This is a genomic window from Gorillibacterium terrae (genome assembly GCF_051594785.1).
In the GTDB taxonomy this organism is placed as follows: Bacteria; Bacillota; Bacilli; order Paenibacillales; family NBRC-103111; genus Gorillibacterium.
This window is the reverse complement of the sequence record NZ_JBPPGI010000006.1, coordinates 214,541-238,394: the sequence shown is the minus strand read 5'-3', so window position 1 is coordinate 238,394 and position 23,854 is coordinate 214,541. Positions and strand designations below refer to the sequence as shown.

Here is a 23,854-nt window from a genome sequence, read left to right as displayed (position 1 = left end):
GAGCGAGTGACGATGAGCGATTTGCTGAAAATGGCCAACCCGGCCGTCGGCCAAGCCTTCGACGACCTGTGCGAAGCGATCAACGGGAACGGGGTGCTGGAGCCGAAGGTGAAGGAGCTGGTCCGACTGGCCTGCGTGGTGATGGACCGTTCGTCGAATGGGGTTAGGCTGCACACGATGAAGGCGCTTCAAGAGGGGGCGAACCGGGAGGAAATCATCGAGACCGTGCTGAACTGTCTGCCGGTTGCAGGCATCGAGAGCGTCGTCTCGGGCTATGCGGCCGCCCTGTCTACCCTGGAAACGGCGGAGGTGGTCCATCATGCCCGTTAAAGATCAAGCGGCGGACTATTACCGCCTGTACGACAAGCGCGACCCGATCTGCGTCTCGCATTACCCCAATCCCGATTGGGAGCCGAAGCCCGAGGAGATCGGAGCGGCCATCGGCCTGAATCAAGAACCGCCCTCGGGCAACAACGGGGCCGTCTACGTGCATGTTCCGTTCTGCACCAAGGTTTGCATCTTTTGCCCGTTCAACAAGGTCGCCTTCCACGAGCAGCAGGCCGAGGCCTACGTGACGGCGGTCAAGAAGGAGATCGAGCTGTACGGCGGCTCGGCATATGGCCGGGGCACGACGATCGACGCGGTCACCTTCGGCGGCGGCACGCCTTCCGCGCTGACCGGTGAGCAGATGGCCGACATCCTGGCGGCGATTCAGCAGCACTACCGGGTGAGCCCGGACGCCCAAATCTCGTACGAGGGCAGCCCCGAGACGCTCGACCTGGAGAAGCTTACGGCCATCCGCAAGCAGGGCGCGAACCGGATCAGCATCGGCGTGCAGACCTTCAACGGGCAGATGGGCGAGTACCTGAAGCTCAGCCATACCCCGGCCCGGGCCGAGGAAGTGCTGCGGCAGGCGGCCGAGGCCGGGTTCGACAACATCGGTATCGACCTGATGTACAACCTGCCCGCCCAGACGATGGAGGAGTGGCTCGCCGACGTGGAACGCGCGGTCGAGCTGGACATCAAGCACATCACGCTGTTCTCGTTGTGCATCGTCCCGTTCACCCCGCTCTTCCAGATGATCAAGGACGGCCGGGTGCCCGCCGTGGGCACCGAGGACGACGAGATCGACATGTACCGGGCCGCCAAGGCGCTCCTGGAGAGCAAGGGCTACGTCCAGTACAGCGTCTGGGATTTCGCCAAGCCGGGCTACGAGGACCGGCACGTCCTCTTGTATTACACGCAGCAGAAGGACCTGTTCTCCCATGGACCGGCGGCCTTCGGCTACATCAACCGGTTCATGTACATCAACATCGGCGGCATCGGCGACTACCTGGACCGGCTGGCGAACGGGCAGACGTCCGTGTTCATCGGCAAGCGCGCCGACGAGCGCGAGGCGATGCACGGCATGATGGCCAAGGGCCTGCGCATGCTGTCGGTGAAAAAGGCCGAGTTCGCCGCCCTGTTCGGCTGCTCGCCCGACCTGCCGTTCGCCTCGAAGATCTGGGAGCTGGAGGAAAAGGGGCTGCTCGTCGCGACGGAGGACGAGGTTAAGCTGACCGAGCGCGGCATCGTCTGGGGCAACAACGTCTGCAAGGAGTTCTTCTCGGAGGACAACCAGCAGTCGTTCGAGAGCCGGGTTCAGCTCGCGCGCGGCAAGAAGCCGCTCGAAGCGGGCGCGGCGGGAGGCACGCCATGAGGCTGTCCGTCGGAACGAACTTCGATAACCGGCTGCCCGAGCTGTTGAAGGGCACTGCGGTAGACGTGTTCTACGGCAAGCTCTCCTCCGACCTGGTCGGGGGAGGGCGGCCCACCTTCGCGCTGCCCGCGGTCGACCGGGCGCAGGTGGAGGAGCATGTGCGGCTCGTGCACGAGCACGGTTTCCGCTTCAACTACCTGCTGAACGCCACCTGCCTGGACAACCTGGAGACGACCCGGACCTTTCAGTACCACCTGCGCGAGCTCCTGGAATGGGTGGCGACCCTGAAGCCCGACTACGTGACGGTGGCGATTCCGGCGCTGATCGACGTCGTGCGCGAAGAGCTGCCGAACGCCCGGATCAGCCTGTCCACCTTCTGCAATGTGAACAGCATCCGCCAGGCGCAGTATTTCGAGGAGCGCGGGGTGAGCGAGATCACCCTGCCGGAGAGCCGCAACCGCGACTTCGCCTTCCTGGAGCAGCTCCGCAAGCACACCGACCTGTCGTATCAGCTCATCGCTACCAACGACTGCCTGCTCGACTGCTCGCTCCGGATGAACCACGCCAACTTCCAGAGCCACGCATCGCAGAGCGAGCATGTGACCCAGGGCTTCGCGCTCGACGCCTGCATGCTGCGCTGCACCGAGCACAAGCTGCGTCATCCCGAGGAGCTGCTGAAGGCACCGTGGATTCGTCCCGAGGACACTGCCTTCTACGAGAGCCTGGGCTACACCCGATTCAAGCTGACGGAGCGGATGAAGCGGACCGAGAAGATCGCCGAGGTGGCCCAAGCTTATTCCGATCGCCGCTACGACGGCAATCTGCTGCGGCTGCTCAACTCCCGGCTGTCGGAAGAGGACTTCGAGATGCCGGACTTCGCCAAGAACCTGAACGGCGAGATGGCCGATCCGGGCAAGATGGGTCAAGTGTTCCGGCTCTTGTTCAGCTTCAAGGGGACGCTCGACAACCGCATGCTGGACGGCTTCCTCGAAGGCTTCAAGACCCGCTCCTGCGCTTCGCTCGACTGCCGCGAATGCGGGTACTGCCGGGACTGGGCGGAACAGACGCTGAAGACGGAGCACGATGCCGGAGCGGTCGCGAAGCAGTTCGACCAGCTGTTCGCTGAGCTGGCCTCGGGGGCGTTCTTCCGGCAAGAGGATGAGCCGCAGGCGCCGGTCTGGTCGGAGGAGGGGGAAGCGCTGCTCGCCGCCGTCGCCGGGCGCAAGCCGGACTTCATCCGCTCCATGGCGCGGGGCGAAATCCGCAAGAAGGCCGAGGAGCTCGCCGCCGAGCGCCGCTCGCGGCAGGTGGAGCCGAGAGATGTCGCCCGGGCCAACCTGCTCTGCACGCCGCCGGATTTCCGCGTCTTCGCCGTCAACGACCTGAAGTTCCTCGGCGTCGATCCGGCGCTCTGGGAAAGCAAGGAGGGCGTCTCATGAAGAAGATCATCGGGCTGGCCGGTTCGATGAAGCGGCACGGCAGCGCAAGCGAGTACCTGCTCGGCGAAGCGCTGGCGGCCGCACGGGAATATGGCGTGGAGACCGAGCTCTTGCGGCTGGCGGATTACAAGATCCTCCCCTGCGACGGCTGCGGCAACTGCATGGACAGCAAGCCCTGTCACCTCCTGAACAACCCCGAGGATCAGCTGACTCCGCTCTACCACAAGCTGAAGGAAGCGGACGGCTTCATCTTCTCGTCGCCGGTCTATGCGCTGTCGCTGCCGGCGGCCTGGAAGAATTGGATCGACCGCTGCGAGCCCTGCGAGCCGGAGGATCTGGATTTCGATCACTACAATTACGACCGGGTGGTCGGGGTGAAGGGCAAAGCGCTGCGGGGCAAGGTGGCGGGGCAGATCGCCGTCGCCGCCGGCCCCGGGCACGAGTGGGCAATGGCCTCGCTCCTGCCCTGCTACACGGCGGTCAAGCTGTCGATGATCGCGAGCGCCGGCATCAGCCTGATCGAGTTCGACGGCCAGCCGGGCATCCGCAAGCGCGACTGGAGCCGGCCGATCGAGGAAGCCGACTTCGCTCGGCAGATGGCGCGCGGCGTCGGGGCTCGGGTGGCCACCGCGCTCGGCTTCTCGTATTTCGACGAGGATACGCGGACGCCGCATCCCGCCGAAGCGGTCACGGGCGAAGCGCTGGCCCGCGTGAAGCTGCTCGACGAAGCCGACCGCGAGGTGGCGCTCGCCGACATCGGCTCCGGCGAACCGCTCGTCTGCTTCGCCGGGAGCCAGACCGCCAGCCTCGCCTGCAAGGCGCTGCTGGACAGCGCCCGCGCGCGCCTCGCCGGACGGGGGTGCGGCGCGCTTATCGCCACGGTCGGCGGCCTGCCGCCGTTCATCACCCGCGACTTCGTCAAGCAGCGGGTGCGGGAAACCGTCGGCCCGGAGGCCGACATCTATTTCGACTGGGACAATGCGCTCAGCGAACAGTTCGGGCTGCCGGTGCAGGAGCCGCTCCTGCTGCTGAAGAGCCCCGCCGGGCGGATCGAGACCCATCCCGGCATTGGAGAGGACGAGCTGGGCCGGATTCTGGACGGGCTGTTTGCCGCCTTGTCCTAAGCAGCCGGCACCGGTACAAGACGAACGAGAAGAGAGGGTGAAGGCAATGACGACGGAATCGACCCGCTGCCGGCTCCATGCCGTCCGCTCGGGAAGCGGCAAGCCGGTGCTGTGCCTGCACGGCAACCGGGATTCGTCGGAGGTGTTCCGCGAGCTGGGGGTTGCACTCGGCGGGAGCCGCAAGGTGCTGCGGGCGGATCTGCGCGGGCACGGAGCGTCCCGGTATGAGGGAGGCCCGTTCACCATCGACGACATGGCCGACGATGTGCTCGGCCTCCTGGAGGAAGAAGGGATCGAACGGACGGCGGTGATCGGCCATTCGCTGGGCAGCAGTCTCGCCATGCTCCTCGCAAGCCGCTATCCTGAGCGGTTCGAGCGCCTGGTGCTGATCGGGGCGGCGGCGACCTTCCGCCCCTCCTTCCGGCGGCCCGCCGAGGGCGAACGGATCGATGCGGAGACGGTGGAGCGGACGAATCAAGCGGCCGCGCCGTACTTCTTCACCGAGCGGCATCCCGAGGTGCGCGACCGGGTGCTGGCGGGCTGGCGGGCGCTTCCGGCCGCCATGCACGAGCGGATGATCGGGGTGCGGCATCCCGATCTGCTGCCTCTCCTCGCCGGTATCCGCGTACCCGCGCTCGTGCTCTGCGGCGGGGCGGACCGGATCACCCCGCCGGAGAAATCGCAAGAGCTGGCGGACGGGCTGCCCGATGCCCGGCTCGAGGTCGTGGAGGGCGCCGGGCATTTTGTCTTCCTGGAAGAGCCGGACGAGACGGCCCGGCGCATCCGCGCCTTCCTGGAGGAAAGCGGATCATGAAACGCGTGCTGCTGATCTCCGTGAACCGGGAAGTGAACCCCCCGGTCTTCCCGCTCGGCATGAGCTACATTCATTCGAGCCTGCGGCATGCCGGCTACGAATCGGGCATGCTCGATCTGGTCCATGTTCCCTTCGGGCAGGCGGCGATCCACGGCTATCTGGCCGAATTCGCCCCCGACTACGTCGGTCTGTCCGTCCGCAACCTCGACAACTGCTGCATGCAGCGCCCCCGCAGCTACGTCGAGCTGGTGCGGACGGTGGCCGACTGGGTGCGCGGCTGGAATCCGGCCGTGCCGATTATCCTCGGCGGCGCGGGCTTCTCGCTGCTGCCCGTCTCCTGGATGGAGGCGTCCGGCGGCGATTACGGCATCGCCGGCGACGGCTGCGAGAGCATGGTTCAGCTCCTGCGGGCGCTGGATGTCGGAGAATCGCCGCGGGCAGTGCCCGGGCTCGTGTTCCGCGAGCAGGGCCGCTGGCAGGCGAATCCGACGGACTTGTCCGCCCAGCTGGACAAGCCCTACCTGCCGGAGCGCAGCGGCTTCGTCCACCCGCTGGACGGCGAGCGCCGGGTTCGCCACAACGTGTTGACCAAGCGCGGCTGCGCCTTCGCCTGCACCTACTGCGCCTACCCGACCCTGGAGGGACGCGAGGTGCGGGCCCGCTCGCCGCAGCATATCGGCGAGGAGCTCGCCCGCCTGTCCGCTGTGGAAGGCATCCGCGAGTTTGACTTCGTCGACAGCGTCTTTAACTTTCCGCTTGACCACGCGGAGGCCGTCTGTCAGGAGATTCTCGACCGGGAGCTGGATTTGGCTTGGGGCTGCTTTTTGCATCCCCTTTTTTTTACGGCCTCGTTCGCTTCGCTGCTCAAGCGAGCGGGCTGCGTCTCGGTGGAGTTCGGCGTCGATTCGGGCAGCGACCGCTGCCTGAAGAGCCTGCGCAAGCAGTTCGGGGCCGACGACATCCGCCGGGCGGTCGAGCTGTGCCGCGAGCAGGAGCTGCCGTTCAGCGTCTGCCTGCTGTTCGGCGGGCCGGACGAGACCCTGGAGACCGTCGCCGAGACGCTTGCGCTGATGGACCGGCTGGAGATCGGCGAGGTGTTCGGCCTATTCGGCATCCGGCTCCTTCCGAATACCGAAATCAACGACCTCTACGGCGAATCGGAGCCGGACCGGCTGCTTGCGCCGAGCTTCTATCTGCCCGAGGGCCTCGACCTGCAGGAGGCGCTCGCCCTCTGCGGGAGCTACCGCGAGCGGCACCCGGGCTGGTTTTTCGTATGAGAGGGGAGAACGGCCGATGAACATTCTGGTGGTCTCCACCAATACCCTGACCCAGCCGCTGCCGGTGGTGCCGATCGGGGCGGGCATGATCTATTCCGCCCTGAAGACGGCGGGCTACGACACCCGGTTCCTTGACCTGGCATTCCAACCGGAGCCGCTCGCCGCGCTCCGGGACGCTCTCGTCGCCGAGCCGCCCGACCTGATCTGCCTGTCGGTGCGCAACATCGACAACCAGGTCATCCAGCGGCCGCAGTTCTTCCTGCCGTTCGTCAAGGAAGCGGCGGAGGTCTGCCGGCGGCATTCGCAGGCGCCGCTTGTCATCGGCGGCGCGGCGATGCAGGTCATGCCGGACGAGGTGCTCGCCTACCTGGGCGGCGACTTCGGCATCCAGGGCTACGGGGAGGCGGAGCTCCTGCGGCTGGTCGGAGAGCTGGCGGCGGGACGGGCCGATCCGGCCCGCAAGGTCCGGCGGGCGGCGACGGCCTTCTTCGATCCGTACAGCCGCCTGCCGGAGCGGAGCTTGTTCGCCGACCGCTACTTCGAGCCGAACCCGCGGATCAAGAAGGCGGCGATGGGGTACCAGGCCTCGCGCGGCTGCAGCCGGGCCTGCGTCTATTGCTCGGACGGCTCCCCCCATCTGCGCGGCTATTGCCGGGTCGGAGCGGAGCCGTTCGAGGAGGACATGGCGGTCCTGACCCGGGATTATCAGGTGAAGTCCGTCACCTTCGTCGACGGCGTGTTCAACCACGACATCGACGGGACGATGGCCTTCTGCGAGACGATTCTGAAGAGCCGCGCCGTCTTCGACTGGAGCTGCGCGCTGACGCCCGCGCATGTCTCGGAGGAAATGGTCGCCTTGATGAAGCGCTCCGGCTGCCGGTTCGTCGACCTGGGGCTCGACACGGCCTCCGAGGAGATGATCGAGCGGCTCGGCAAGCATTATCCGCTGCCGTCGCTCTTTCGGCTCGCCGAGCTGCTGGCGCGCTACGAGATTCCCTATTCCGTCTCGCTGTTGTTCGGCGGACCGGGCGAGACCCGGAGGACGGTCGCGGAGACGATCCGCTCGGTCAACCGGCTGAAGCCGGTCTATGTGCTGGCCAGCACCGGCATCCGCGTCTACCCGCATACGGGGCTGTACGAGACGGCGGTGGCGGAAGGCGCGATCGGGCCGGAGGAGAATCTGCTGCTGCCGCGCTTCTATCAATCGGCCGACTTCACGCCGGAGCTGCTTGCGGAGGAGCTGGCCGACTCCGCGCACGAATACAAGGATATGATGATGAAGCCAATCAACGAAAGGGTGATTCCGCATGGTTGAGCATCCCTACCGGTTCCGCGAGATCGGAGTCGGCCATTACCCGATGGGAACCGTCGAGCTGACGGCGTCCGACCGGGCCCGGCTGCCGGAGACCATGGGGCTTCGCGATCCGAAGCCGCTCGGCAAGCTGGTCTACGTGCATATTCCGTTTTGCCAGTCGATCTGCCCGTTCTGCCCCTACCCGAAGGCTTACAACCAGCCGGAGTTGCGCGGCGAGTACCTGAAGAGCCTGTATGCGGAGATGGAGCTGTATGGCAGACAGCCGCATATCGCTGCGAGTCCGGTCGAAGCCGTTTACTTCGGCGGCGGTACGCCGACGGTGCTGAGCGAGGAGGAAATCTCCGGCTTGTTCACGGCTCTGCGCCGGTTCCTGCCCCTTGACCAGGTGGAGGAAATCACCTTCGAGGGCAACCCCGCATCCTTTGACGCGGCGAAGGCGAAGCTGCTTCATTCGCTCGGCGTGAACCGGATCAGCCTCGGCGTGCAGACCTTCGACGATTGCCTGGCAACCGCCATCGGCCTGATTCATAACCGGGAGCAGTCGCTCGCCGCGCTTGCCGCCGTCCGGGACGCGGGAATTCCGAACCTGAGCATCGACCTGATGTACAACCTGCCCGGACAGACGCCGGAGGGCTTCCGGCGCGATCTGGCGGAGGCGGTGGAGCTCGGCGTCGACCACTTGACGCTGTTTCCGCTGAAGGTGATTCCGGGCTTCGGCCTGTTCAAGCGCATCCAGAGCGGCGAGCTGCCTCCCTGCGGCGGCATCGAGGAAGAGCAGGAGTTGTACCGGATCGCGCTGGAGGTGCTGGAGCAAGCGGGATACGGAGTCGAGACCACCTACGATTGGGCCAAGCCCGGCATGCATCACGTGTACAGCCGCAAGCATTTCGGCGAGCGCAAGGAGCTGCTGGCGCTCGGGATGGGCGTGTTCGGCGAGGTCCACGGCTATGCCTACCAAAATGTCAAAAGCATTCCCGAATACAACCGCCTGCTCGCGGAAGGCGTGCTTCCCGTGGAGAAGGGCTATGCCGTTCAGGAGGAGGACCGTCCCAACCAATACCTGGCGATGGGGCTTCGGCAGACGCGGATCGACCGGGGCGACTTCAAGCGGGCGTTCGGCCGGTACCCGGAGGAGCTGTTCTCCGAGCGGTTCGACCGGTATCAGGCGCAGGGACTCGTGACAATTTTGCAAACAGAGATTTCCTTAAAAAGGGATTTAGGCTTGTTTTGGGGAAACAATGTATGCAAAGATTTTTGCGAGGAGAGCTTCAAGGCGGCTTTCCCCAAATAGGAGGGATTCATTCATGGGTCATGAGGAGTGGAGCGCAGCCGACTGGCGCGGGGGGCTCGGCGACCCGGAGCGGGCCGAGAAAGCGAAGAAGCATCTGCTGGAAGGGTCGCAGCTTCCCGGCCCGCGGGCCAATCTGTCGCTCGCGGAGCGGTTTGCCGACGCCTTCGCGAAGGAGCAGCCGGACGACGGGGCGTGGAAGCGGCTGATCGAATGGGCGCAGCTGCCGGAAGCGGAAGCTCCGGTCAACGATCCGCGCGAATATCTGCCCTTCTGCGCCATCCAGGCGCTCGGGGCGTGCTACGCCGGGGCGAAGGAGGAGCGCCGCCGCGAGATCGAACCGCTCCTCAAGGCGGCGATGAACGATCCCCGCTGGCGCATGCGCGAAGGGGTGGCCATGGCCTTTCAGCGCATCGGCGAAAAGGACTTCGGCCAACTGAAGACCTGGTTCAGGGACTGGATCGGCGAGGCGAACAGCCTGGAGCGGCGGGCCTTCGTGGCCGCGCTGGCCCATCCGCCGCTGTTGAAGAACCGTGAGAACGCGCTCTTCTGCCTGAAGCTGACCGAACGGATTCTCGACGATCTGGCGCACGGCTTGCCCGCATCGAACTCCGAGGACGCCCGCGTGCTGTCCAAGGGACTCGAATACGCGGTCAGCGTGTTCGTCGAGAAGGCGCCCGAGGAAGGCTTTGCCCTGCTGCGCAAATTTGCCGTTCTGGACGATAAGCAGCTGAAGAAGATCATCAAATCGAACCTCGGCAAATCGCGGCTGACCAAGAAATACGCCGACGAGGTAGAGGCGGTCGGAGCCCTGCTGTAGCCGGGAGGCAGGGCGAAGGGCCGCTTCGGCGGGCTGCGGGCAAGGCTGGCGGTCGGAGCCCTGCTGTAGAAGGCTCCTCCGGTTCCGCCAAGCTACGTCCATCGCCAAATCGAGAGGGCTTCAACGGCCCGTCGGCCCGGGCCGAATGGACGGACTGATAACCTTGGGGGATACGTCCTCCAAGGTTTTTTGATTTGCTCCGCTAAAGCAAATCAGGTAAAACTATAAGGGATGATAGAATTTTGCCAACGTTTTGTTCCAAAAAATCGGGAAAAGGTGGTTAGGCCCATGGCGCTAGATACCCAGACACTTACACAGGCAACCGAGTATACGGACGCGGTCTTCGAGACCGTGCGGCAGCGCAATCCCCACGAGAGCGAGTTCCAGCAAGCGGTGAAGGAAATCTTGGGCTCGCTTGCCCCGATCCTGGCGAAGGAGCCGAAATACCGGGAGCACGGTATCCTGGAACGGCTGGTGGAGCCGGAGCGGATGGTCGTCTTTCGGGTGCCCTGGATCGACGACGCAGGGCAGGTTCAGGTCAACCGCGGCTTCCGCGTTCAATTCAGCAGCGCCATCGGCCCCTATAAAGGCGGGCTGCGCTTTCACCCGTCGGTGAATGCCAGCATCGTCAAATTCCTCGGCTTCGAGCAGATCTTCAAGAACGCGCTGACCGGCCAGCCCATCGGCGGCGGCAAGGGCGGCTCGGACTTTGATCCGAAGGGCAAATCGGACCGCGAGATCATGCGGTTCTGTCAGAGCTTCATGACCGAGCTTGCCGCCCATATCGGCCCGGACACGGACGTGCCGGCCGGCGACATCGGCGTAGGCGGCCGGGAGATCGGCTATTTGTTCGGGCAGTACAAGCGGATGCGCGGCGGCTTCGAGGCCGGCGTGCTGACGGGCAAGGGCATCGGCTACGGCGGCAGCGAGGGCCGTACCGAGGCGACGGGCTACGGCTGCGTGTACTTCGTCCAGGAGATGCTGGCGGATCGCGGCCTCTCCTTCGAGGGCAGCCGGGTCGTCGTCTCCGGCTCCGGCAACGTGGCGATCTACGCCATCGAGAAGGCGGCGCAGCTCGGGGCGAAGGTCGTGGCCTGCAGCGACTCGAACGGGTATATCTACGACCCCGACGGCATCTGTCTGGAGACGGTGCGCCGCCTGAAGGAGCAGGAGCGCAAGCGGATCAGCGAATACGTGCAGGAGCGGCCGCAAGCGACTTACCACGAAGGCTGCGCCGGCATTTGGACGCTGCCCTGCGACATTGCGCTCCCGTGCGCCACGCAGAACGAAATCGACGAAGCGTCGGCGCGGCTGCTGATCAAGAACGGCGTGAAGGCGGTCGGCGAGGGGGCGAACATGCCGTCTACGCTGCCGGCGATCGACGCCTTCCTGGAAGCGGGCGTTCTGTTCGCCCCGGCCAAGGCGGCGAATGCCGGAGGAGTTGCCGTCTCGGCGCTGGAGATGGCCCAGAACAGCATGCGGCAGGCCTGGACGTTCCAAGAGGTGGACGAGCGGCTCAAAGGCATCATGCGGAATATTTACGTGAGCTCGGTGCAGGCGGCCGAGGAGTACGGACGCCCCGGCAACCTGGTCGTCGGCGCCAACATCGCCGGCTTCCGCAAGGTAGCCGACGCCATGATCGCGCAAGGGCTCGTGTAACACCCGTTTTCCCATTCAAGCACCCGAGAGGGTGCTTTTTTCACAAGATACGGCCGCTCTCTTGCTGTTTCAATCCGGGTTCTTACGTTTATCTGCAAGGAGAACCCTTTTCATAGGAGGAAACGGCGGATGAAAGTAGCGGAAGCGCTCGTTCTGCGGGCAGACCATCAGCGAAAGGTGGCGCAGCTCAAGCAGAGGCTGGAACGGGTTGTCAAGGTTCAGGAAGGCGAAACGCCTGCGGAGGACCCGCAGGTCCTTCTCGCCGAGCTGGAGCAGACCTTAACCGAGTTAACCGGCTTGATCCGGAAAATCAACAAAACGAACACGCGGACTCCCTTTGCAGGAGATCTCACGATCTCGGATGCTTTGGCGGAACGTGACCGCATGATGCAGCACCGCAAGCTGTTAACCGATCTGCTGGAGGAGGCGTCCATTAAACAGGACCGGTTCAGCCGTTCGGAAGTGAAGTATGAGCGAACCATTGATGTCGGGAAGCTGCAAGCGCAGATCGACGAGCTGTCCAAAGCTTATCGGGAGTTGGATTTTCGCATCCAGGAGATGAACTGGACCACCGACTTATTGGAATCCTAGCCGCGAGCGAAGGTAGACCCTATCGGCAGAGGCGAGCACAACCCGCCAACGGGATTGTTGGACCTCCTGATTAGATGCCGGGCCATGTCTAAGTCGATGATAGATTAGCCCCGTACCGTTACAAACGTGCGTCTAGCATGGAAGGAATGCGTACCGTTTACTGTGACAACCGCGTGCTGATCGGCGGATAGGGGCGAGGGCGGGGATGGGGAACTCGCGGGCAGAAAGTGAAGGTTATATAAGCGGAAGCGTCCTTACCATTGCGATGAAAAGAGGATCGTTATCGTATCCGCCTGCAGGTGCGCCCGGTTCCGACGGAACCGGGTTTGGCTTGTATCGGAAGAAAGGCTGTTCCGCGGCGATGCGCCGCGATTTTTGTCCATAATGAATCTTTTCCCCCCGTTTTCAAGTATTATAAGAATATCGGCCCAAGATCACAGCGGAAGAGGTGCGAGGCATGGGAATCCTGGCGAGGTTTCGAACCATCATGGCAAGCAACGTGAATGCCGTCTTAGAGAAGGCCAACGATCCGGAAAAAGAAGTAACCGCTTATCTGCGCGAGCTGGCTTCCGACCTCGGTCAAGTGAAGGCGGAGACCGCTTCGGTGCAGGCGAATGAGCAGCGGGCCCGCCGGGCGCTGGACGACGCCCGTGCGGAGACGGCCAAGCTGAGACGCTATGCGGAGAGATCGGCCGCCGAAGGGCGCGACGGGGAAGCGCAGAGCTTCCGCGAGCGGGAGAGCGCGGCTGCGGCCCGCGAGCGCGACCTCGAGGCGGCATACGATAAGGCGGCCGAAGACGCCGCCGCGATGAAGCAGCTGCACGACAAGCTGTCCGCCGATATCGGCGAGGTGACCGACCGGCTGGAGCGGCTGAAGGGAAAGGCGACCGCCGCCAAGGCCCAGCGGGAGCTGAACGCTCTGGGCTCGCCGGTGGGAGGAGCGGATTCCCGCCTGAAGCGGCTGGAGGAGAAGGTCGGCCTCGACTACGACGAGGCGATGGCGATCGCCGAGCTTCGCGCCGGGCGCAAGGACGACCTGGACGAGGAGCTGGAGCGGCTTACCCGGCAGACGCCGGAGGAGCGGAACGGACGGGACGAGCGGGAATAACCGTTTAACGGGATTAACGAGATGATCCGACCGGGAGACGGCAGCGGGAGAGAACGGGCCCGGGAAGCGCCGGGCTGCCCATGGCAATGGACTTAAAACGACGGGGTGGGGAAATGCCGGTAATTGAATTTAAATGCCCTAACTGCGGCAGCGGCATGCTCTTTGACGGCAAGACGGGCAAGCTGGCTTGTCCGGGCTGCGGACGCATGGATGAGATCGAGGCGATGCCCGATCCGCTGGACGGCCGCGAGCTGACCAAGCCCGAGACGGAGCCGGAGTATCACTGCACGAGCTGCGGCGGGGTGATCGAAGCGGACGGCTTGACCACGGCGACGACCTGCAGCTTTTGCGGCGCGGCGGTGGTGCTGGGCGACCGGCTCGCCGGAGAGCGGAAGCCGGCGCTGGTCATCCCTTTCCGCATCGGCAAGGACGAGGCGGCGGCCGCCTTCAAGAAGTGGTGCCGCAACGGACGGCTGACGCCTGCGGGCTTCATGACGGCCGATCGAATTAAATCGATCACCGGGGTTTATGTGCCCTTTTGGCTGTATGACCTGGACAACCGGATCGAAGTGCAGGCGCATGCCACCAAGGTCCGCAGCTATGTGCGAGGCGATTACCAGATCACGGAGACCGAGCATTACGAGCTCTACCGGAGAATTCGGCTCGACTACGAGCGCGTTCCGGTGGACGCGGCCGAGAAGATGAGCGACCGGCTGATGGACCTGCTGGAGCCCTATCCGTACGAGCAGCTTAAGGGATTTCGCTCGCCTTACCTGGCGGGCTTTCACGCCGATCAGTACAGCTATACCGACCAGGAGCTCGTCCCCCGGGTAAAAGAAAAGATCGCCCCTTACATCGACTCCTACATCAATTCCACGGTCGGCGGCTACACCACCGTGCAGATCACGGGCAAGCAGGTGAACACCGACGTTCAGCATGCCCACTACGCCCTGATCCCGGTGTGGATGGTCCAGTACGACTACGACAAGCTGGAGCATACCTTCGCCATGAACGGCCAGACCGGCAAGGTGGTCGGCAAGCCGCCGATCAGTGCGGCCAAGGTGGCGGCCTGGTTCGGCGGAGTGGCGGCGGCCTCGTTCGTTCTCCTGAAGACGGCGGCCTGGCTGATGGGAGGGGGATTCTGGTGAGAAGACTTCGGCTATGGCTTCCCGCCCTGCTGCTCCTGCTCGCCGTCACGGCGGTGCTTCCTTACGGAACAGCGGCGGCCGCGGCGGAACCGAAACAGCTCGTCTACGACGAGGCGGGGCTGCTCAGCGGCGAAGAGGTTAACGAGATCAACGAGCTGGCCAATCGGCTGGGGGCGAAGCGCAACACCGACATTCTGATCGTGACGTCCGCCAATGCGGAGAACCGGGACGTCGTCAAGCTGACGGAGGACTTCTACGACACCAATGCCCCCGGCTACGACAAGCGCTTCGGCAATACGGTCATGCTGGTGATGGACATGCGGAACCGGGATGTGTACGTGGCGGGATTCGGCAAAGGGGAAACCTACGTGGACGACAACCGGGCCACGCGCATCCGCGAGAAGATCACACCCGATCTGACCGCAGGCAACTATGCGGAGGCTTTTCGAACCTACGTGAAGACCTCCTACAAGTATCTGGGCATTCGTCCGGGCGTGAACCCGGACAATCCGCTGTTTTCCCTCTGGGTGCAGCTGATCGCCTCCCTCGCCATCGGCGGCATCGTCGTCGGCGTCATGGCCTACCGTTCCGGCGGGCGGGTAACCGTCAGCGGCCGGACCTACGAGAACTCCGGCGAATCGGGCGTTCTGGACCACCAGGACCGCTACATCCGGACCACCGTGACCCGGACCAAGATTCAGCGCAACAACGGCGGGGGCGGCGGTTCGGGCGGCGGAGGCGGCGGAGTGAGCGCCGGCGGCCATTCGCACAGCGGCAGCAGAGGCTCGTTCTAAGCGGCGGGAATCGCGCGAACGGACCGGGAACGCAATCTAATCGGGAAAGGACGAATGAACATGGCATTTTTCAAAAACCAGTTCTCCAACGTCGTCGAATGGGAAGAGTTCCGGGAGGACATGATCTTCTGGAAATGGAGCAACCGCGAGATCAAGAAGGGCAGCAAGCTGATCATCCGCCCGGGCCAGGACGCCATCTTCGTGAACAACGGCAAGATCGAGGGGATTTTCCAGGACGATGGCGTCTACAACATCGAATCGGAGATCATTCCGTTTCTCTCGACGCTGAAGGGCTTCAAGTTCGGCTTCAACAGCGGCATGCGGGTGGAGGTGCTGTTCGTCAACACCAAGGAATTCACCGTCCGCTGGGGAACCCAAAGCCCGATTCTGATTCCGTCGCCGGAGCTTCCCGGCGGCATGCCCATCCGCGCCAACGGCACGCTTACCTTCAAGGTGAACGACTACGTGACGCTGATCGACAAGATCGCGGGCATGAAGGACAGCTATCTGGTCGAGGACGTCAAGCTCCGCATCACCTCCGTGCTCGATCAGCTGCTGATGAAGTGGATCAGCAAAGAGGGCAAGGACATGTTCAACCTTCAGGCGAACGCCTATGACATCGCCAAGGGGATTCAGGAAGACCTGGACATGCAGGTGATGAACAACGGCATGACGATCACCGGCTTCCAGGTGATGAGCTTCAACTACCCGCAGGAAATCCAGGACATGATCACGAAGACCGCCTCGCACGGCATGATCGGCAATATGCAAAAGTACCAGCAGGTGTCGCTCACCGACGGCATCGCCTCCGGCAACGTCAAGGGCGGCGGCGCGGCGGCGGACATGGCCGGGATGATGATGGGCATGAACATCGCCAAGGAAATGATGAACAACGTGAACGCCCCGAATCCGGGGCAAACGCCGGGAGCGGGAACGGGAACGGGAGCCGGGGCGAATGCGGGCGGGAAGAAGCCGAACTTCTGTCCCAACTGCGGCGCCAAGACCGAAGGAGCCAATTTCTGCCCGAACTGCGGACAGAAGCTGAACTAAGCCTAGAAGGCAGGCAGATCGGGACATCCCTGCATGAATTGAATAAACCCGGCACCGGACGGACAGCATCCGTCGGCAGCCGAAACAAAAGCGACCGAGGTTCGGTCGCTTTTTTGGGTTGCCGTTCGGAGCCGGGTTGCTGTTCCGAGGGGGGGCTATTCGGAGTTGGGGGTATCCGGTGTGGTCGATACCCGTGGATCAGGCATACGCCCGTGCCGCCCATTGCACCCAAGCGGCATACAGGCGGCCGAGGGCCCGCAAGAGGATGGGCAGCAGAAGCACCAAGACCAAACCGATGCCGCCGGATATCCAGGAGCGTTCATAGGAGGTCAGGTCCGGCAACAGATAATAGAGGAAGGAATTGGTCGAGAACAGATCGAACGAAAAGAACCGGTCGCTCACCCAATACGCGGCGGGAGAGAGCAGAACTCCGAAGGCCGTCGCGGGCAGGACGATCGCAAATGTAAATCCGGCGATGCCGATGGGAAGTTGGGCCAGGCTGAACAGGATTCCGCGATAGGTTTGGCCTTGGCCCAGAAGCGAGAGGAGCGACCGCCATCCGCTCCATTGCAGAGGCGGGATAACGTCGATAGGCCCGGTCGGCGGCTTCTCGCCCCGCATCCAGAGTCCCACGGCAGCAGCTTCCTGCTTCATCATCCACGAGCACGCCGTAAGGGTTGCGGCCAGCAGGGGGATCCCAACTCCCACCAGGATAAGCGGCAAACCCGCGCTGATCCCCACAACGGCAAGCACAAAAGCCAGGATGCCTTTGGGTAAAGCCAGCAAAAGAACAAGCCAAGCTTGCAGGACGTTTTGCTTTTTCATGGTTTTTCCCCTTTGGACGAAGCGTTTCTTTAAGCATATCCGCTAAAGGACCCGAAGGAAAGCCCCCGGGGATGGGGGACGCTTCCCGACTTTGGTCGGGGTTGGAACCGAACGGCGACGGCTCTCCCCGCGAGAAAGGAAGGGGACGAAAACGACCGGTCTGCTTTTTCAGATTTGGGCGGCGGTTTCAGGAGCAAGGGCTTGCAAAGAGGTTGTTGATATGTTAATTTAGATAATATCATATTGTTAATAACATAAATTCTCACCATGACAACAAGAAACCGGAGGGATGCGACATGAAAAAGGCGAGTAACGGATGGAGCCGGTACGAACTGCTGTGGCTTGGGCTGTTTTCCGCTGTGGCGGTGGTGCTGACTCTGCTCATGAAGGACAGCTTCTTCGGCTTTACGGTGTTTCTGACCGGTGTCCTCTGTGTCGTCCTGGCGGCCAAAGGCAAGCTGATGACCTATGCCTTCGGCATGTACAACACGTTCGGGTACGCTTATCTGGCTTATACCAACGGTCTGTACGGAGAGATGCTGCTGAACCTGCTGTTCTTCGTGCCGATGAACGCGGTCGGTTTCTTCCTGTGGAAAAAGCATCAGTCGGACGGCGAGCTGGAAATGCTGAGCATGAGCGCAAGGGGGCTTGCCGCGGTAGCAGCGATCTGCGCGGCGGCCAGCCTCGGGCTCGGCTTCGGGCTGTCGTTCGTTCCGACGCAAAATTCGCCCTACATCGACGCGATTACGACTGTGCTGTCCATCGCCGCGACGCTGCTGATGGTGAAGCGGTTCCGGGAGCAGTGGCTGCTCTACATCGTGCTGAACCTGTTTACCGTGGTGCTGTGGATCATCCGGACGGCGGAGGGAAGCCCCGACGGAATGCTCATGATCGTGATGTGGAGCGCTTATCTGGTCAACGCGATCTACGGGTACCGGATTTGGAGCCGGGGAGCCCGGCAGGCTCAGGCGCAGCAAGCGAAGGGGGTAGCGGGATGAAGAAGCTGGGGCTCACCTTGGGCAAATTTGCACCTCTGCACAAAGGCCATCAGTACATGATCGAGACGGCGCTCGCGGAGGTCGACGAGCTGATCGTCGTGATCTATGAGACCGACGTGACGCCGATTCCGCTGCACATTCGGGCGGGTTGGATAAGGAAGCTGTATCCGGACGTTCGGGTGATCGAGGCCTGGGACGGACCGGACGGTTATTCGGACGACCGCGAGCATGAAATCCGCGAGGAGACGTATATTCTCGGCCTCCTGAACGGAGAGCAAGTGACGCACTTTTACTCCAGCGAGTTCTACGGCGGCCATATGAGCCGCGCCCTCGGCGCCGTGGACCGCCGGGTGGACGAACCGCGCAGCCGGGTGCCTATCTCGGCCACGATGATCCGCTCCGATCCTTTCCGCTATCGGGAGTATGTGAGCGACCTCGTCTACCGCGACTTGATTGTGAAGGTCGTGTTCGTCGGGGCCATGTCGACGGGCAAATCGACGCTGACCGAGGCGCTCGCCCGTCGCTACGGCACGACGTTCGCCAGCGAGTACGGCCGGGATTATTGGACCGAGCATCAGGTGGACCGGCGAATCGGCCTCGCCGCCTTCGATGAGATCGCCGACGGGCATCTGGAGCGGGAAGAGCAGGCGCTGCTCGAAGCGAACCGGTACCTGTTCGTGGATACCAACGCGATCACCACCCGCATGTACGCGCTCGATTACCACGGCCGGTCGCCGGAGCGGCTGACCCGGATCGCGCTGGAGAATGCTCAGCGCTATGATCTGTTCTTCCTGTGCGAGGACGATATTCCTTACGACGACACCTGGGATCGAAGCGGCGACCAGAAGCGGCAGGTCTTCCAGAGGCAGATCGTGGCCGATCTGCTGGAGCGCCGGATTCCCTATATTCCGCTGCGGGGAAGCCTGGAGGAGCGGATGCGCCGGGTGGACGAGGTGCTGGCCGGCTTCGTGCCTTACCGCAATTATTTCGGAGCGCGGGTGTAAGGGCTATAGACGGATTGAAACGCTGACCGATTTCAAGCGGGGAATCGGACGATCAAAGGAAAGGGGACGGCCTCATCCGGGTCGGGAGGCGATGGTCCCCTTCATAAAAAGAAAGGCGGTGCAGCAATGGACCTGCGGGACGAGAACGGCTGGACGGAGCAGGAGTTTCTGGAGCGTTACCGACCGGCGGAGTATGAGCGGCCCTCCGTGGCGGCGGATATGGCGATTTTCACGGTGAGCGCCGCGGCGGAGGATAATTATCGCAAGCTGCCCGAGAAGGAGCTGCGGGTGCTGCTGATTCAGCGGGGCGGTCACCCCGATCTGGGAAAATGGGCGCTGCCCGGCGGCTTCGTCCGCCCCGATGAGACGGTGGAGCAGGCCGCTCTCCGGGAGCTGAAGGAGGAGACCGGGGTGGACCGCGTCTACTTGGAGCAGTTGGGGGTGTTCAGCGAGGTGGGACGCGATCCCCGCACCTGGGTCATGAGCTGCGCCTTCCTGGCGCTCGCCGACAGCAGCCGCCTGCGGCTCCAGGCAGGCGACGATGCCGCCCATGCGGCCTGGTTCCGCGTCGGCTATCGGCTGCGCCGCGAAGGCAAGGAATACACCCCGGGCGGCCTGGTCAAAAAACAACAGTACGAGCTGTCCCTGACCTCGGAGCTCGCGGAGCTGAACGCCACGGTCGAACGGACCGTGACGCTGACGGAAGCCTCCGCGGAGGTCGGCTACGCCATTGTGGCCGACGGCGGTCTCGCCTTCGACCACGCGAAGATTCTCGCCTGCGCCGTGGAATGGCTGCGCAGCCGGGTGAACGACTCGGCGCTGGCCTTCCCGCTGCTGCCGAGCGAGTTTACGCTGACCGAGCTCCAGCAGGTGTACGAGGTGATTCTCGACAAGGAGCTGCTCAAGGCCGCGTTTCGCCGCAAGGTGGCCGACCTCGTGGAAGAGACGGACCGCTATACGGAGAATGCCGGACACCGGCCTTCCCGGCTGTATCGGCGCAAGCTGGAGGCGCTGGGGTAACGGGGAGCCCTGAAGCATTCAAACGATTTACTTGAGAGCGGTAGCGTTTTTCCGGGCTTTCTTTTACAATAGAGCGTGGAACTTGCGTACAGGCAGGAAGGAGCAAGACGGATGCCCGTAACTCTCAAGGATGTGGCCAAGCGGGCCGGCGTCTCGCCGTCCACGGTATCGCTCGTGATGAGCGGCGACGAACGGATCAGCCGGGAAACCCGGGAGAAGGTGCTGGCTTGCGTGGAAGAGCTGGGTTACCGGATCAACAACCTGGCCCGGGGTCTCAAGACCAGCAAAACCTTCACCGTGGGCTTTCTCGCCCCCGATATCACCAATATCTTCTTCATGAACGTGGCCAAGGGCGTGGAGGACGAATTCCGCCGGCTCGGCTACAGCGTCATCATCTGCAATTCGAACGACAGCGCCGACGAGGAGCGGGAGCGGCTGCGGCTGCTCGCCGACCGGGCCGTGGACGGCGTTGTGCTCATCCCGGCATCCCATCGCGGCGAGGAGCTGGCCGAGCTCATCCCGTCCGACCTGCCCGTCGTGCTGGTCGACCGGCTGCTCGAGGGCTACAGCACCGATACGGTGCTGGTCGACAACGTCAACGGCACTTACGCCGCCATGGAGCAGCTGATCCGCCGAGGCTTGACCCGCATCGGGTTCATCGGCGGGGACCAACACGTCACCTCGGCCAAGGAACGGCATGAGGGCTACCTGCGCGCGCTGCGCGACTATGCGCTGCCGGAGGCGCCCGAGCTGATTCTGTTCGGCGATTACCGCGACCAGAGCGGCTACGACCTGACCCGGCAGCTGATGAGCCTGGAGAAGCCGCCGGACGCGATCTTCGTCGCCAACTACTTCATGCACCTGGGAACCATCCGGTACTTCCTGGAGCAGCGGGAAGCGGGCGGCGACGGACCGGCTCCGCTGATCGCGTCGTTCGACGACCTCGATTACAACCGGATCATCGGCGTTGACAGCATTCGCGTCCGCCAGCCGATGGCCGAGATCGGCAGCACGGCGGCGAGGCTGCTGCACCGGCGGATGCAGGGCGACCGGGAACGGTTCCCCGAGGTGTGGCGGCTGAAGACCGAACTGGTCGCCAAGCGGTAACGAGCGCCCCTTCCGGCATGGGAAGGGGCGTTTTTGTGTCGGTTATTCAAACGATTAAATAAAATTTCACCCGGTTTATTGAAAAATTGAATAAAAGGGTTTACCCTAGGGAGGAAGCCTCGCTGCAAGCGTTTACGATTTTGTATCCATAAAGGAGTGTTAGAGAATGAATGCTGCCTACAACCCCTGGAACGGCCGATACCCCAAGATCGGCATCCGCCCCGCCATCGACGGCCGGAGAAGGGGAGTGCGCGAATCCCTCGAAGAGAAGACGATGAATATGGCTCGGGAGGTCGCCCGGTACTTAAGCGCCGAGCTGCGCTACCCGAACGGCGAGCCGGTGGAATGCATCGTGGCCGATACCTGCATCGGCGGGGTAGCGGAAGCCGCCCAGACGGCCGATAAATTCGCCCGCGCGGGCGTCGGCCTCAGCATCACGGTGACACCGTGCTGGTGCTACGGCTCCGAGACGATGGACATGGACCCGCTGATTCCGAAGGCGGTCTGGGGCTTCAACGGCACGGAACGGCCGGGAGCGGTCTACCTGGCGGCGGTGCTGGCCGCCCACGCCCAGAAGGGGCTGCCCGCGTTCGGCATCTACGGCCGCGACGTTCAGGACCTGTCGGATTCGGAGATACCCGAAGACGTGAAGGAAAAGCTGCTGAAGTTCGCCAAAGCCGGGATGGCGGCGGCTCTCATGCGGGGCATGTCTTATCTGTCGATCGGCTCCGTCTCCATGGGGATCGCCGGCTCGATCGTGGACGCCGACTTTTTCCAGGAATACCTAGGCATGCGCAACGAATACGTCGACATGAGCGAGCTGACGCGCCGGATCGAGGAGGGCATCTACGATCCCGAGGAATTCACACGGGCTCTCGCCTGGGTGAAGGAAACCTGCAAGGAAGGCGCCGACAACAACCCGGTGGAGCTTCAGGCGAGCCGCGAGCAAAAGGACCGCGAATGGGAGACGGTCGTCAAGATGACGCTCATCATCCGCGACCTGATGGTCGGCAATCCGCGCCTTGCGGAGCTCGGCTTCGAGGAGGAGGCCCTCGGCCATCACGCCATCGTCTCGGGCTTCCAGGGCCAGCGGCAGTGGACCGACCATTTTCCGAACGGGGACTTCTCGGAGACGATCCTGAACTCGTCCTTCGACTGGAACGGCATCCGCGCTCCGTATCTCGTCGCCACCGAGAACGACTGCCTGAACGGCGTCTCCATGTTGTTCGGGTACCTGCTCACCCAGACGGCGCAGATCTTCTCCGACGTGCGCACCTACTGGAGTCCGGAGGCTGTCAAACGGGTCACCGGCCACGAGCTGACGGGACTCGCCGCGAACGGAATCATTCACCTCATTAACTCCGGGTCGACGACGATGGACGGCACCGGCCAACAATCCCGCGACGGAAAGCCGGCGATGAAGCCGTTCTGGGAAATCTCGTCCGAAGAAGCCGACGCTTGCCTCGCAGCTACCTCCTGGCGTCCGGCGTCCAAGGGATATTTCCGCGGCGGCGGCTTCTCTTCCGACTTCCTGACGAAGGGCGGCATGCCGCTGACGATGACCCGGCTTAACCTGGTGAAGGGCCTCGGCCCGGTGCTGCAAATCGCCGAGGGCTATTCGGTCGATCTGCCGGAAGAGGTGCACGACAAGCTCGACGAGCGGACGGACCCCACCTGGCCGACGACCTGGTTCGTGCCGAACCTGACCGGCGAAGGGGCCTTCACCGACGTCTACTCCGTGATGAATCACTGGGGAGCGAACCACGGAGCGATTTCGTACGGCCATATCGGCGCCGAGCTGCTGACGCTCGCCTCCATCCTGCGGATTCCGGTGCATATGCACAATGTGGCGAAGGAAGACATTTACCGGCCGAAGGTATGGAGCTCCTACGGGACGGAGGACAGCGAAGGCGCCGACTTCCGGGCCTGCGCGGCGTTCGGACCGCTGTACCGTTAATTCACGGCCAACGCACTTCTGCGGGGTCGAACCTGCACAGAACCTTGAGGACCTTCGGGTCTTCAAGGTTTTTTATTTGATCGGTCGAGAAAGTATGGAAAATCGGCCAAATATCACCGTTCGAGGGGGTCTGTTTTTGCTATAATGCTAGAGGGGATGGGCAATTCTGTATCTCCAGTGAATGTTTTTCCAGAGGAGGGCTTTCCCTGCAGATGGACAGCAAGCTGGCGCTCTTGATGCATACCAAGTTCGGCGTGTTATCCTCCGCCGCGCAAAAGGAAATCTACCAGGAATTTTACCGGACGTTCTATCGGACGGTTGTTTATATGGTGAACGATCACGCAGCGGCCGAGGACGTGCTGCAGGATGCCTTCCTGAAGGTGGTCGAACATATTCCCGGGGTGGAGGACGAGGGACGGCTGTGGGCGTGGACCCGCGTAGTGGTGAAGAATATGACTTATAATTATTTGCGGAAAGTGAAAAAACGGCGCAACGAAGTCGATCCGGAAAGTGTTTATATGAGTGACAGCGAAGCGTATGCGACCGAACGGCAATCGACCGAGCGGCAGATTGAAATCAAAGCGATGGCGGAGACCTTGGAGCATTGCCTGTCCCAGCTGAAGCCGGAGTATCAGGCCTTGATCGAGCTGCGCTGGAAGAAGGAGCTCAGCTACAAGGAAATGGCAGCGGAGCTGGACACGACGGAGGAGACGGTGAAATACAAGCTTTACCGCGCGAGGGAAGCGGTGAAGAAACGATTTAAGAGCGAATGGGAGGATAGCGATGAACGAAGATCCATTTGACAAGGAATTCGAGG

At 63.0% G+C, this 23,854-nt stretch carries 22 protein-coding genes; 21 read left to right on the top strand and 1 reads right to left on the bottom strand.

All coding sequences use genetic code 11. The annotated features are described in order from the left end of the window. The first annotated feature begins 12 nt into the window (after positions 1–12). The 15 genes from ACSEXS_RS19605 (at position 13) to ACSEXS_RS19535 (ending at position 16,126) form a co-directional block, all read left to right on the top strand. A complete protein-coding gene (locus ACSEXS_RS19605) occupies positions 13–330 on the top strand; it encodes a carboxymuconolactone decarboxylase family protein (RefSeq protein ID WP_438434942.1) in 318 nt (105 codons plus the stop codon). Continuing rightward, on the top strand, positions 320–1,699 hold the full coding sequence (gene hemW / locus ACSEXS_RS19600) for a radical SAM family heme chaperone HemW (RefSeq protein ID WP_438434941.1): 1,380 nt from the start codon (positions 320–322) through the stop codon (positions 1,697–1,699). The genes ACSEXS_RS19605 and hemW (ACSEXS_RS19600) overlap by 11 nt, the downstream gene beginning before the upstream one ends. After that, entirely contained in the window at positions 1,696–3,138 is a 1,443-nt protein-coding gene (locus ACSEXS_RS19595; RefSeq protein WP_438434940.1) for a PCP reductase family protein, read from the top strand. The genes hemW (ACSEXS_RS19600) and ACSEXS_RS19595 overlap by 4 nt, the downstream gene beginning before the upstream one ends. Further along, entirely contained in the window at positions 3,135–4,262 is a 1,128-nt protein-coding gene (locus ACSEXS_RS19590) for a flavodoxin family protein (RefSeq protein ID WP_438434939.1), read from the top strand. Before ACSEXS_RS19595 ends, ACSEXS_RS19590 begins: the two co-directional genes overlap by 4 nt. Positions 4,263–4,308: 46 nt before the next feature. Continuing rightward, positions 4,309–5,076: an alpha/beta fold hydrolase gene (locus ACSEXS_RS19585; RefSeq protein WP_438434938.1), complete on the top strand. Its 768-nt coding sequence runs from the start codon at positions 4,309–4,311 to the stop codon at positions 5,074–5,076. Then, positions 5,073–6,353, top strand: coding sequence for a B12-binding domain-containing radical SAM protein (locus tag ACSEXS_RS19580; RefSeq protein ID WP_438434937.1), 1,281 nt, complete (start codon positions 5,073–5,075; stop codon positions 6,351–6,353). The genes ACSEXS_RS19585 and ACSEXS_RS19580 overlap by 4 nt, the downstream gene beginning before the upstream one ends. A gap of 16 nt (positions 6,354–6,369) precedes the next feature. After that, complete coding sequence (locus ACSEXS_RS19575) at positions 6,370–7,668, top strand: B12-binding domain-containing radical SAM protein (protein ID WP_438434936.1); 1,299 nt, start codon at positions 6,370–6,372, stop codon at positions 7,666–7,668. Then, positions 7,661–8,959 (top strand): radical SAM family heme chaperone HemW, encoded by a 1,299-nt coding sequence (hemW, locus tag ACSEXS_RS19570; RefSeq protein ID WP_438434935.1) that lies wholly within the window; start codon positions 7,661–7,663, stop codon positions 8,957–8,959. Before ACSEXS_RS19575 ends, hemW (ACSEXS_RS19570) begins: the two co-directional genes overlap by 8 nt. A gap of 13 nt (positions 8,960–8,972) precedes the next feature. Further along, positions 8,973–9,776 (top strand): hypothetical protein, encoded by an 804-nt coding sequence (locus ACSEXS_RS19565; protein WP_438434934.1) that lies wholly within the window; start codon positions 8,973–8,975, stop codon positions 9,774–9,776. A gap of 288 nt (positions 9,777–10,064) precedes the next feature. Beyond that, positions 10,065–11,435: an NADP-specific glutamate dehydrogenase gene (gene gdhA / locus ACSEXS_RS19560; protein WP_438434933.1), complete on the top strand. Its 1,371-nt coding sequence runs from the start codon at positions 10,065–10,067 to the stop codon at positions 11,433–11,435. A gap of 129 nt (positions 11,436–11,564) precedes the next feature. Then, a complete protein-coding gene (locus ACSEXS_RS19555) occupies positions 11,565–12,026 on the top strand; it encodes a DIP1984 family protein (protein ID WP_438434932.1) in 462 nt (153 codons plus the stop codon). A gap of 457 nt (positions 12,027–12,483) precedes the next feature. Continuing rightward, positions 12,484–13,134 carry a PspA/IM30 family protein gene (locus ACSEXS_RS19550; RefSeq protein ID WP_438434931.1) on the top strand — a complete coding sequence of 217 codons (651 nt, stop codon included), beginning with the start codon at positions 12,484–12,486 and terminating at the stop codon, positions 13,132–13,134. A 113-nt stretch (positions 13,135–13,247) separates the two neighbouring features. Beyond that, positions 13,248–14,282, top strand: coding sequence for a TFIIB-type zinc ribbon-containing protein (locus ACSEXS_RS19545; RefSeq protein ID WP_438434930.1), 1,035 nt, complete (start codon positions 13,248–13,250; stop codon positions 14,280–14,282). Beyond that, positions 14,279–15,076, top strand: a complete 798-nt coding sequence (locus ACSEXS_RS19540) for a TPM domain-containing protein (protein WP_438434929.1) — start codon at positions 14,279–14,281, stop codon at positions 15,074–15,076. Before ACSEXS_RS19545 ends, ACSEXS_RS19540 begins: the two co-directional genes overlap by 4 nt. Positions 15,077–15,136: 60 nt before the next feature. Beyond that, positions 15,137–16,126, top strand: a complete 990-nt coding sequence (locus tag ACSEXS_RS19535) for an SPFH domain-containing protein (protein WP_438434928.1) — start codon at positions 15,137–15,139, stop codon at positions 16,124–16,126. Positions 16,127–16,324: 198 nt separating this feature from the next. Here the strand turns inward: ACSEXS_RS19535 and ACSEXS_RS19530 are convergent, their stop codons facing one another. Further along, the gene (locus ACSEXS_RS19530) at positions 16,325–16,951 is read right to left on the bottom strand and encodes a sensor domain-containing protein (protein ID WP_438434927.1); all 627 of its coding nucleotides are present in this window, start codon (positions 16,949–16,951) and stop codon (positions 16,325–16,327) included. A gap of 296 nt (positions 16,952–17,247) precedes the next feature. On the opposite strand from ACSEXS_RS19530, the gene pnuC reads away from it, so the two are divergent. The 6 genes from pnuC to ACSEXS_RS19500 all read left to right on the top strand — a co-directional run bounded on the left by pnuC (position 17,248) and on the right by ACSEXS_RS19500 (position 23,840). Beyond that, positions 17,248–17,949 carry a nicotinamide riboside transporter PnuC gene (gene pnuC, locus ACSEXS_RS19525; RefSeq protein ID WP_438434926.1) on the top strand — a complete coding sequence of 234 codons (702 nt, stop codon included), beginning with the start codon at positions 17,248–17,250 and terminating at the stop codon, positions 17,947–17,949. Beyond that, entirely contained in the window at positions 17,946–18,953 is a 1,008-nt protein-coding gene (locus tag ACSEXS_RS19520) for an AAA family ATPase (RefSeq protein WP_438434925.1), read from the top strand. Before pnuC ends, ACSEXS_RS19520 begins: the two co-directional genes overlap by 4 nt. A 126-nt stretch (positions 18,954–19,079) precedes the next feature. Next, complete coding sequence (locus ACSEXS_RS19515; RefSeq protein ID WP_438434924.1) at positions 19,080–19,973, top strand: NUDIX hydrolase; 894 nt, start codon at positions 19,080–19,082, stop codon at positions 19,971–19,973. Between the two features lie 111 nt (positions 19,974–20,084). Then, positions 20,085–21,080 (top strand): LacI family DNA-binding transcriptional regulator, encoded by a 996-nt coding sequence (locus ACSEXS_RS19510; RefSeq protein WP_438434923.1) that lies wholly within the window; start codon positions 20,085–20,087, stop codon positions 21,078–21,080. A 166-nt stretch (positions 21,081–21,246) separates the two neighbouring features. Continuing rightward, complete coding sequence (locus ACSEXS_RS19505; protein ID WP_438434922.1) at positions 21,247–23,037, top strand: L-fucose isomerase; 1,791 nt, start codon at positions 21,247–21,249, stop codon at positions 23,035–23,037. A 212-nt stretch (positions 23,038–23,249) separates the two neighbouring features. Next, positions 23,250–23,840 (top strand): RNA polymerase sigma factor, encoded by a 591-nt coding sequence (locus ACSEXS_RS19500; RefSeq protein WP_438434921.1) that lies wholly within the window; start codon positions 23,250–23,252, stop codon positions 23,838–23,840. The last annotated feature ends 14 nt before the right edge of the window (positions 23,841–23,854 follow it).

Coding starts and splice junctions, on each gene's coding strand:
- ACSEXS_RS19605 (WP_438434942.1), top strand. CDS start 13: ATGAGCGATTTGCTGAAAATGGCCAACCCGGCCGTCGGCCAAGCCTTC.
- hemW (WP_438434941.1), top strand. CDS start 320: ATGCCCGTTAAAGATCAAGCGGCGGACTATTACCGCCTGTACGACAAG.
- ACSEXS_RS19595 (WP_438434940.1), top strand. CDS start 1,696: ATGAGGCTGTCCGTCGGAACGAACTTCGATAACCGGCTGCCCGAGCTG.
- ACSEXS_RS19590 (WP_438434939.1), top strand. CDS start 3,135: ATGAAGAAGATCATCGGGCTGGCCGGTTCGATGAAGCGGCACGGCAGC.
- ACSEXS_RS19585 (WP_438434938.1), top strand. CDS start 4,309: ATGACGACGGAATCGACCCGCTGCCGGCTCCATGCCGTCCGCTCGGGA.
- ACSEXS_RS19580 (WP_438434937.1), top strand. CDS start 5,073: ATGAAACGCGTGCTGCTGATCTCCGTGAACCGGGAAGTGAACCCCCCG.
- ACSEXS_RS19575 (WP_438434936.1), top strand. CDS start 6,370: ATGAACATTCTGGTGGTCTCCACCAATACCCTGACCCAGCCGCTGCCG.
- hemW (WP_438434935.1), top strand. CDS start 7,661: ATGGTTGAGCATCCCTACCGGTTCCGCGAGATCGGAGTCGGCCATTAC.
- ACSEXS_RS19565 (WP_438434934.1), top strand. CDS start 8,973: ATGGGTCATGAGGAGTGGAGCGCAGCCGACTGGCGCGGGGGGCTCGGC.
- gdhA (WP_438434933.1), top strand. CDS start 10,065: ATGGCGCTAGATACCCAGACACTTACACAGGCAACCGAGTATACGGAC.
- ACSEXS_RS19555 (WP_438434932.1), top strand. CDS start 11,565: ATGAAAGTAGCGGAAGCGCTCGTTCTGCGGGCAGACCATCAGCGAAAG.
- ACSEXS_RS19550 (WP_438434931.1), top strand. CDS start 12,484: ATGGGAATCCTGGCGAGGTTTCGAACCATCATGGCAAGCAACGTGAAT.
- ACSEXS_RS19545 (WP_438434930.1), top strand. CDS start 13,248: ATGCCGGTAATTGAATTTAAATGCCCTAACTGCGGCAGCGGCATGCTC.
- ACSEXS_RS19535 (WP_438434928.1), top strand. CDS start 15,137: ATGGCATTTTTCAAAAACCAGTTCTCCAACGTCGTCGAATGGGAAGAG.
- ACSEXS_RS19530 (WP_438434927.1), bottom strand. CDS start 16,951: ATGAAAAAGCAAAACGTCCTGCAAGCTTGGCTTGTTCTTTTGCTGGCT.
- pnuC (WP_438434926.1), top strand. CDS start 17,248: ATGAAAAAGGCGAGTAACGGATGGAGCCGGTACGAACTGCTGTGGCTT.
- ACSEXS_RS19520 (WP_438434925.1), top strand. CDS start 17,946: ATGAAGAAGCTGGGGCTCACCTTGGGCAAATTTGCACCTCTGCACAAA.
- ACSEXS_RS19515 (WP_438434924.1), top strand. CDS start 19,080: ATGGACCTGCGGGACGAGAACGGCTGGACGGAGCAGGAGTTTCTGGAG.
- ACSEXS_RS19510 (WP_438434923.1), top strand. CDS start 20,085: ATGCCCGTAACTCTCAAGGATGTGGCCAAGCGGGCCGGCGTCTCGCCG.
- ACSEXS_RS19505 (WP_438434922.1), top strand. CDS start 21,247: ATGAATGCTGCCTACAACCCCTGGAACGGCCGATACCCCAAGATCGGC.
- ACSEXS_RS19500 (WP_438434921.1), top strand. CDS start 23,250: ATGGACAGCAAGCTGGCGCTCTTGATGCATACCAAGTTCGGCGTGTTA.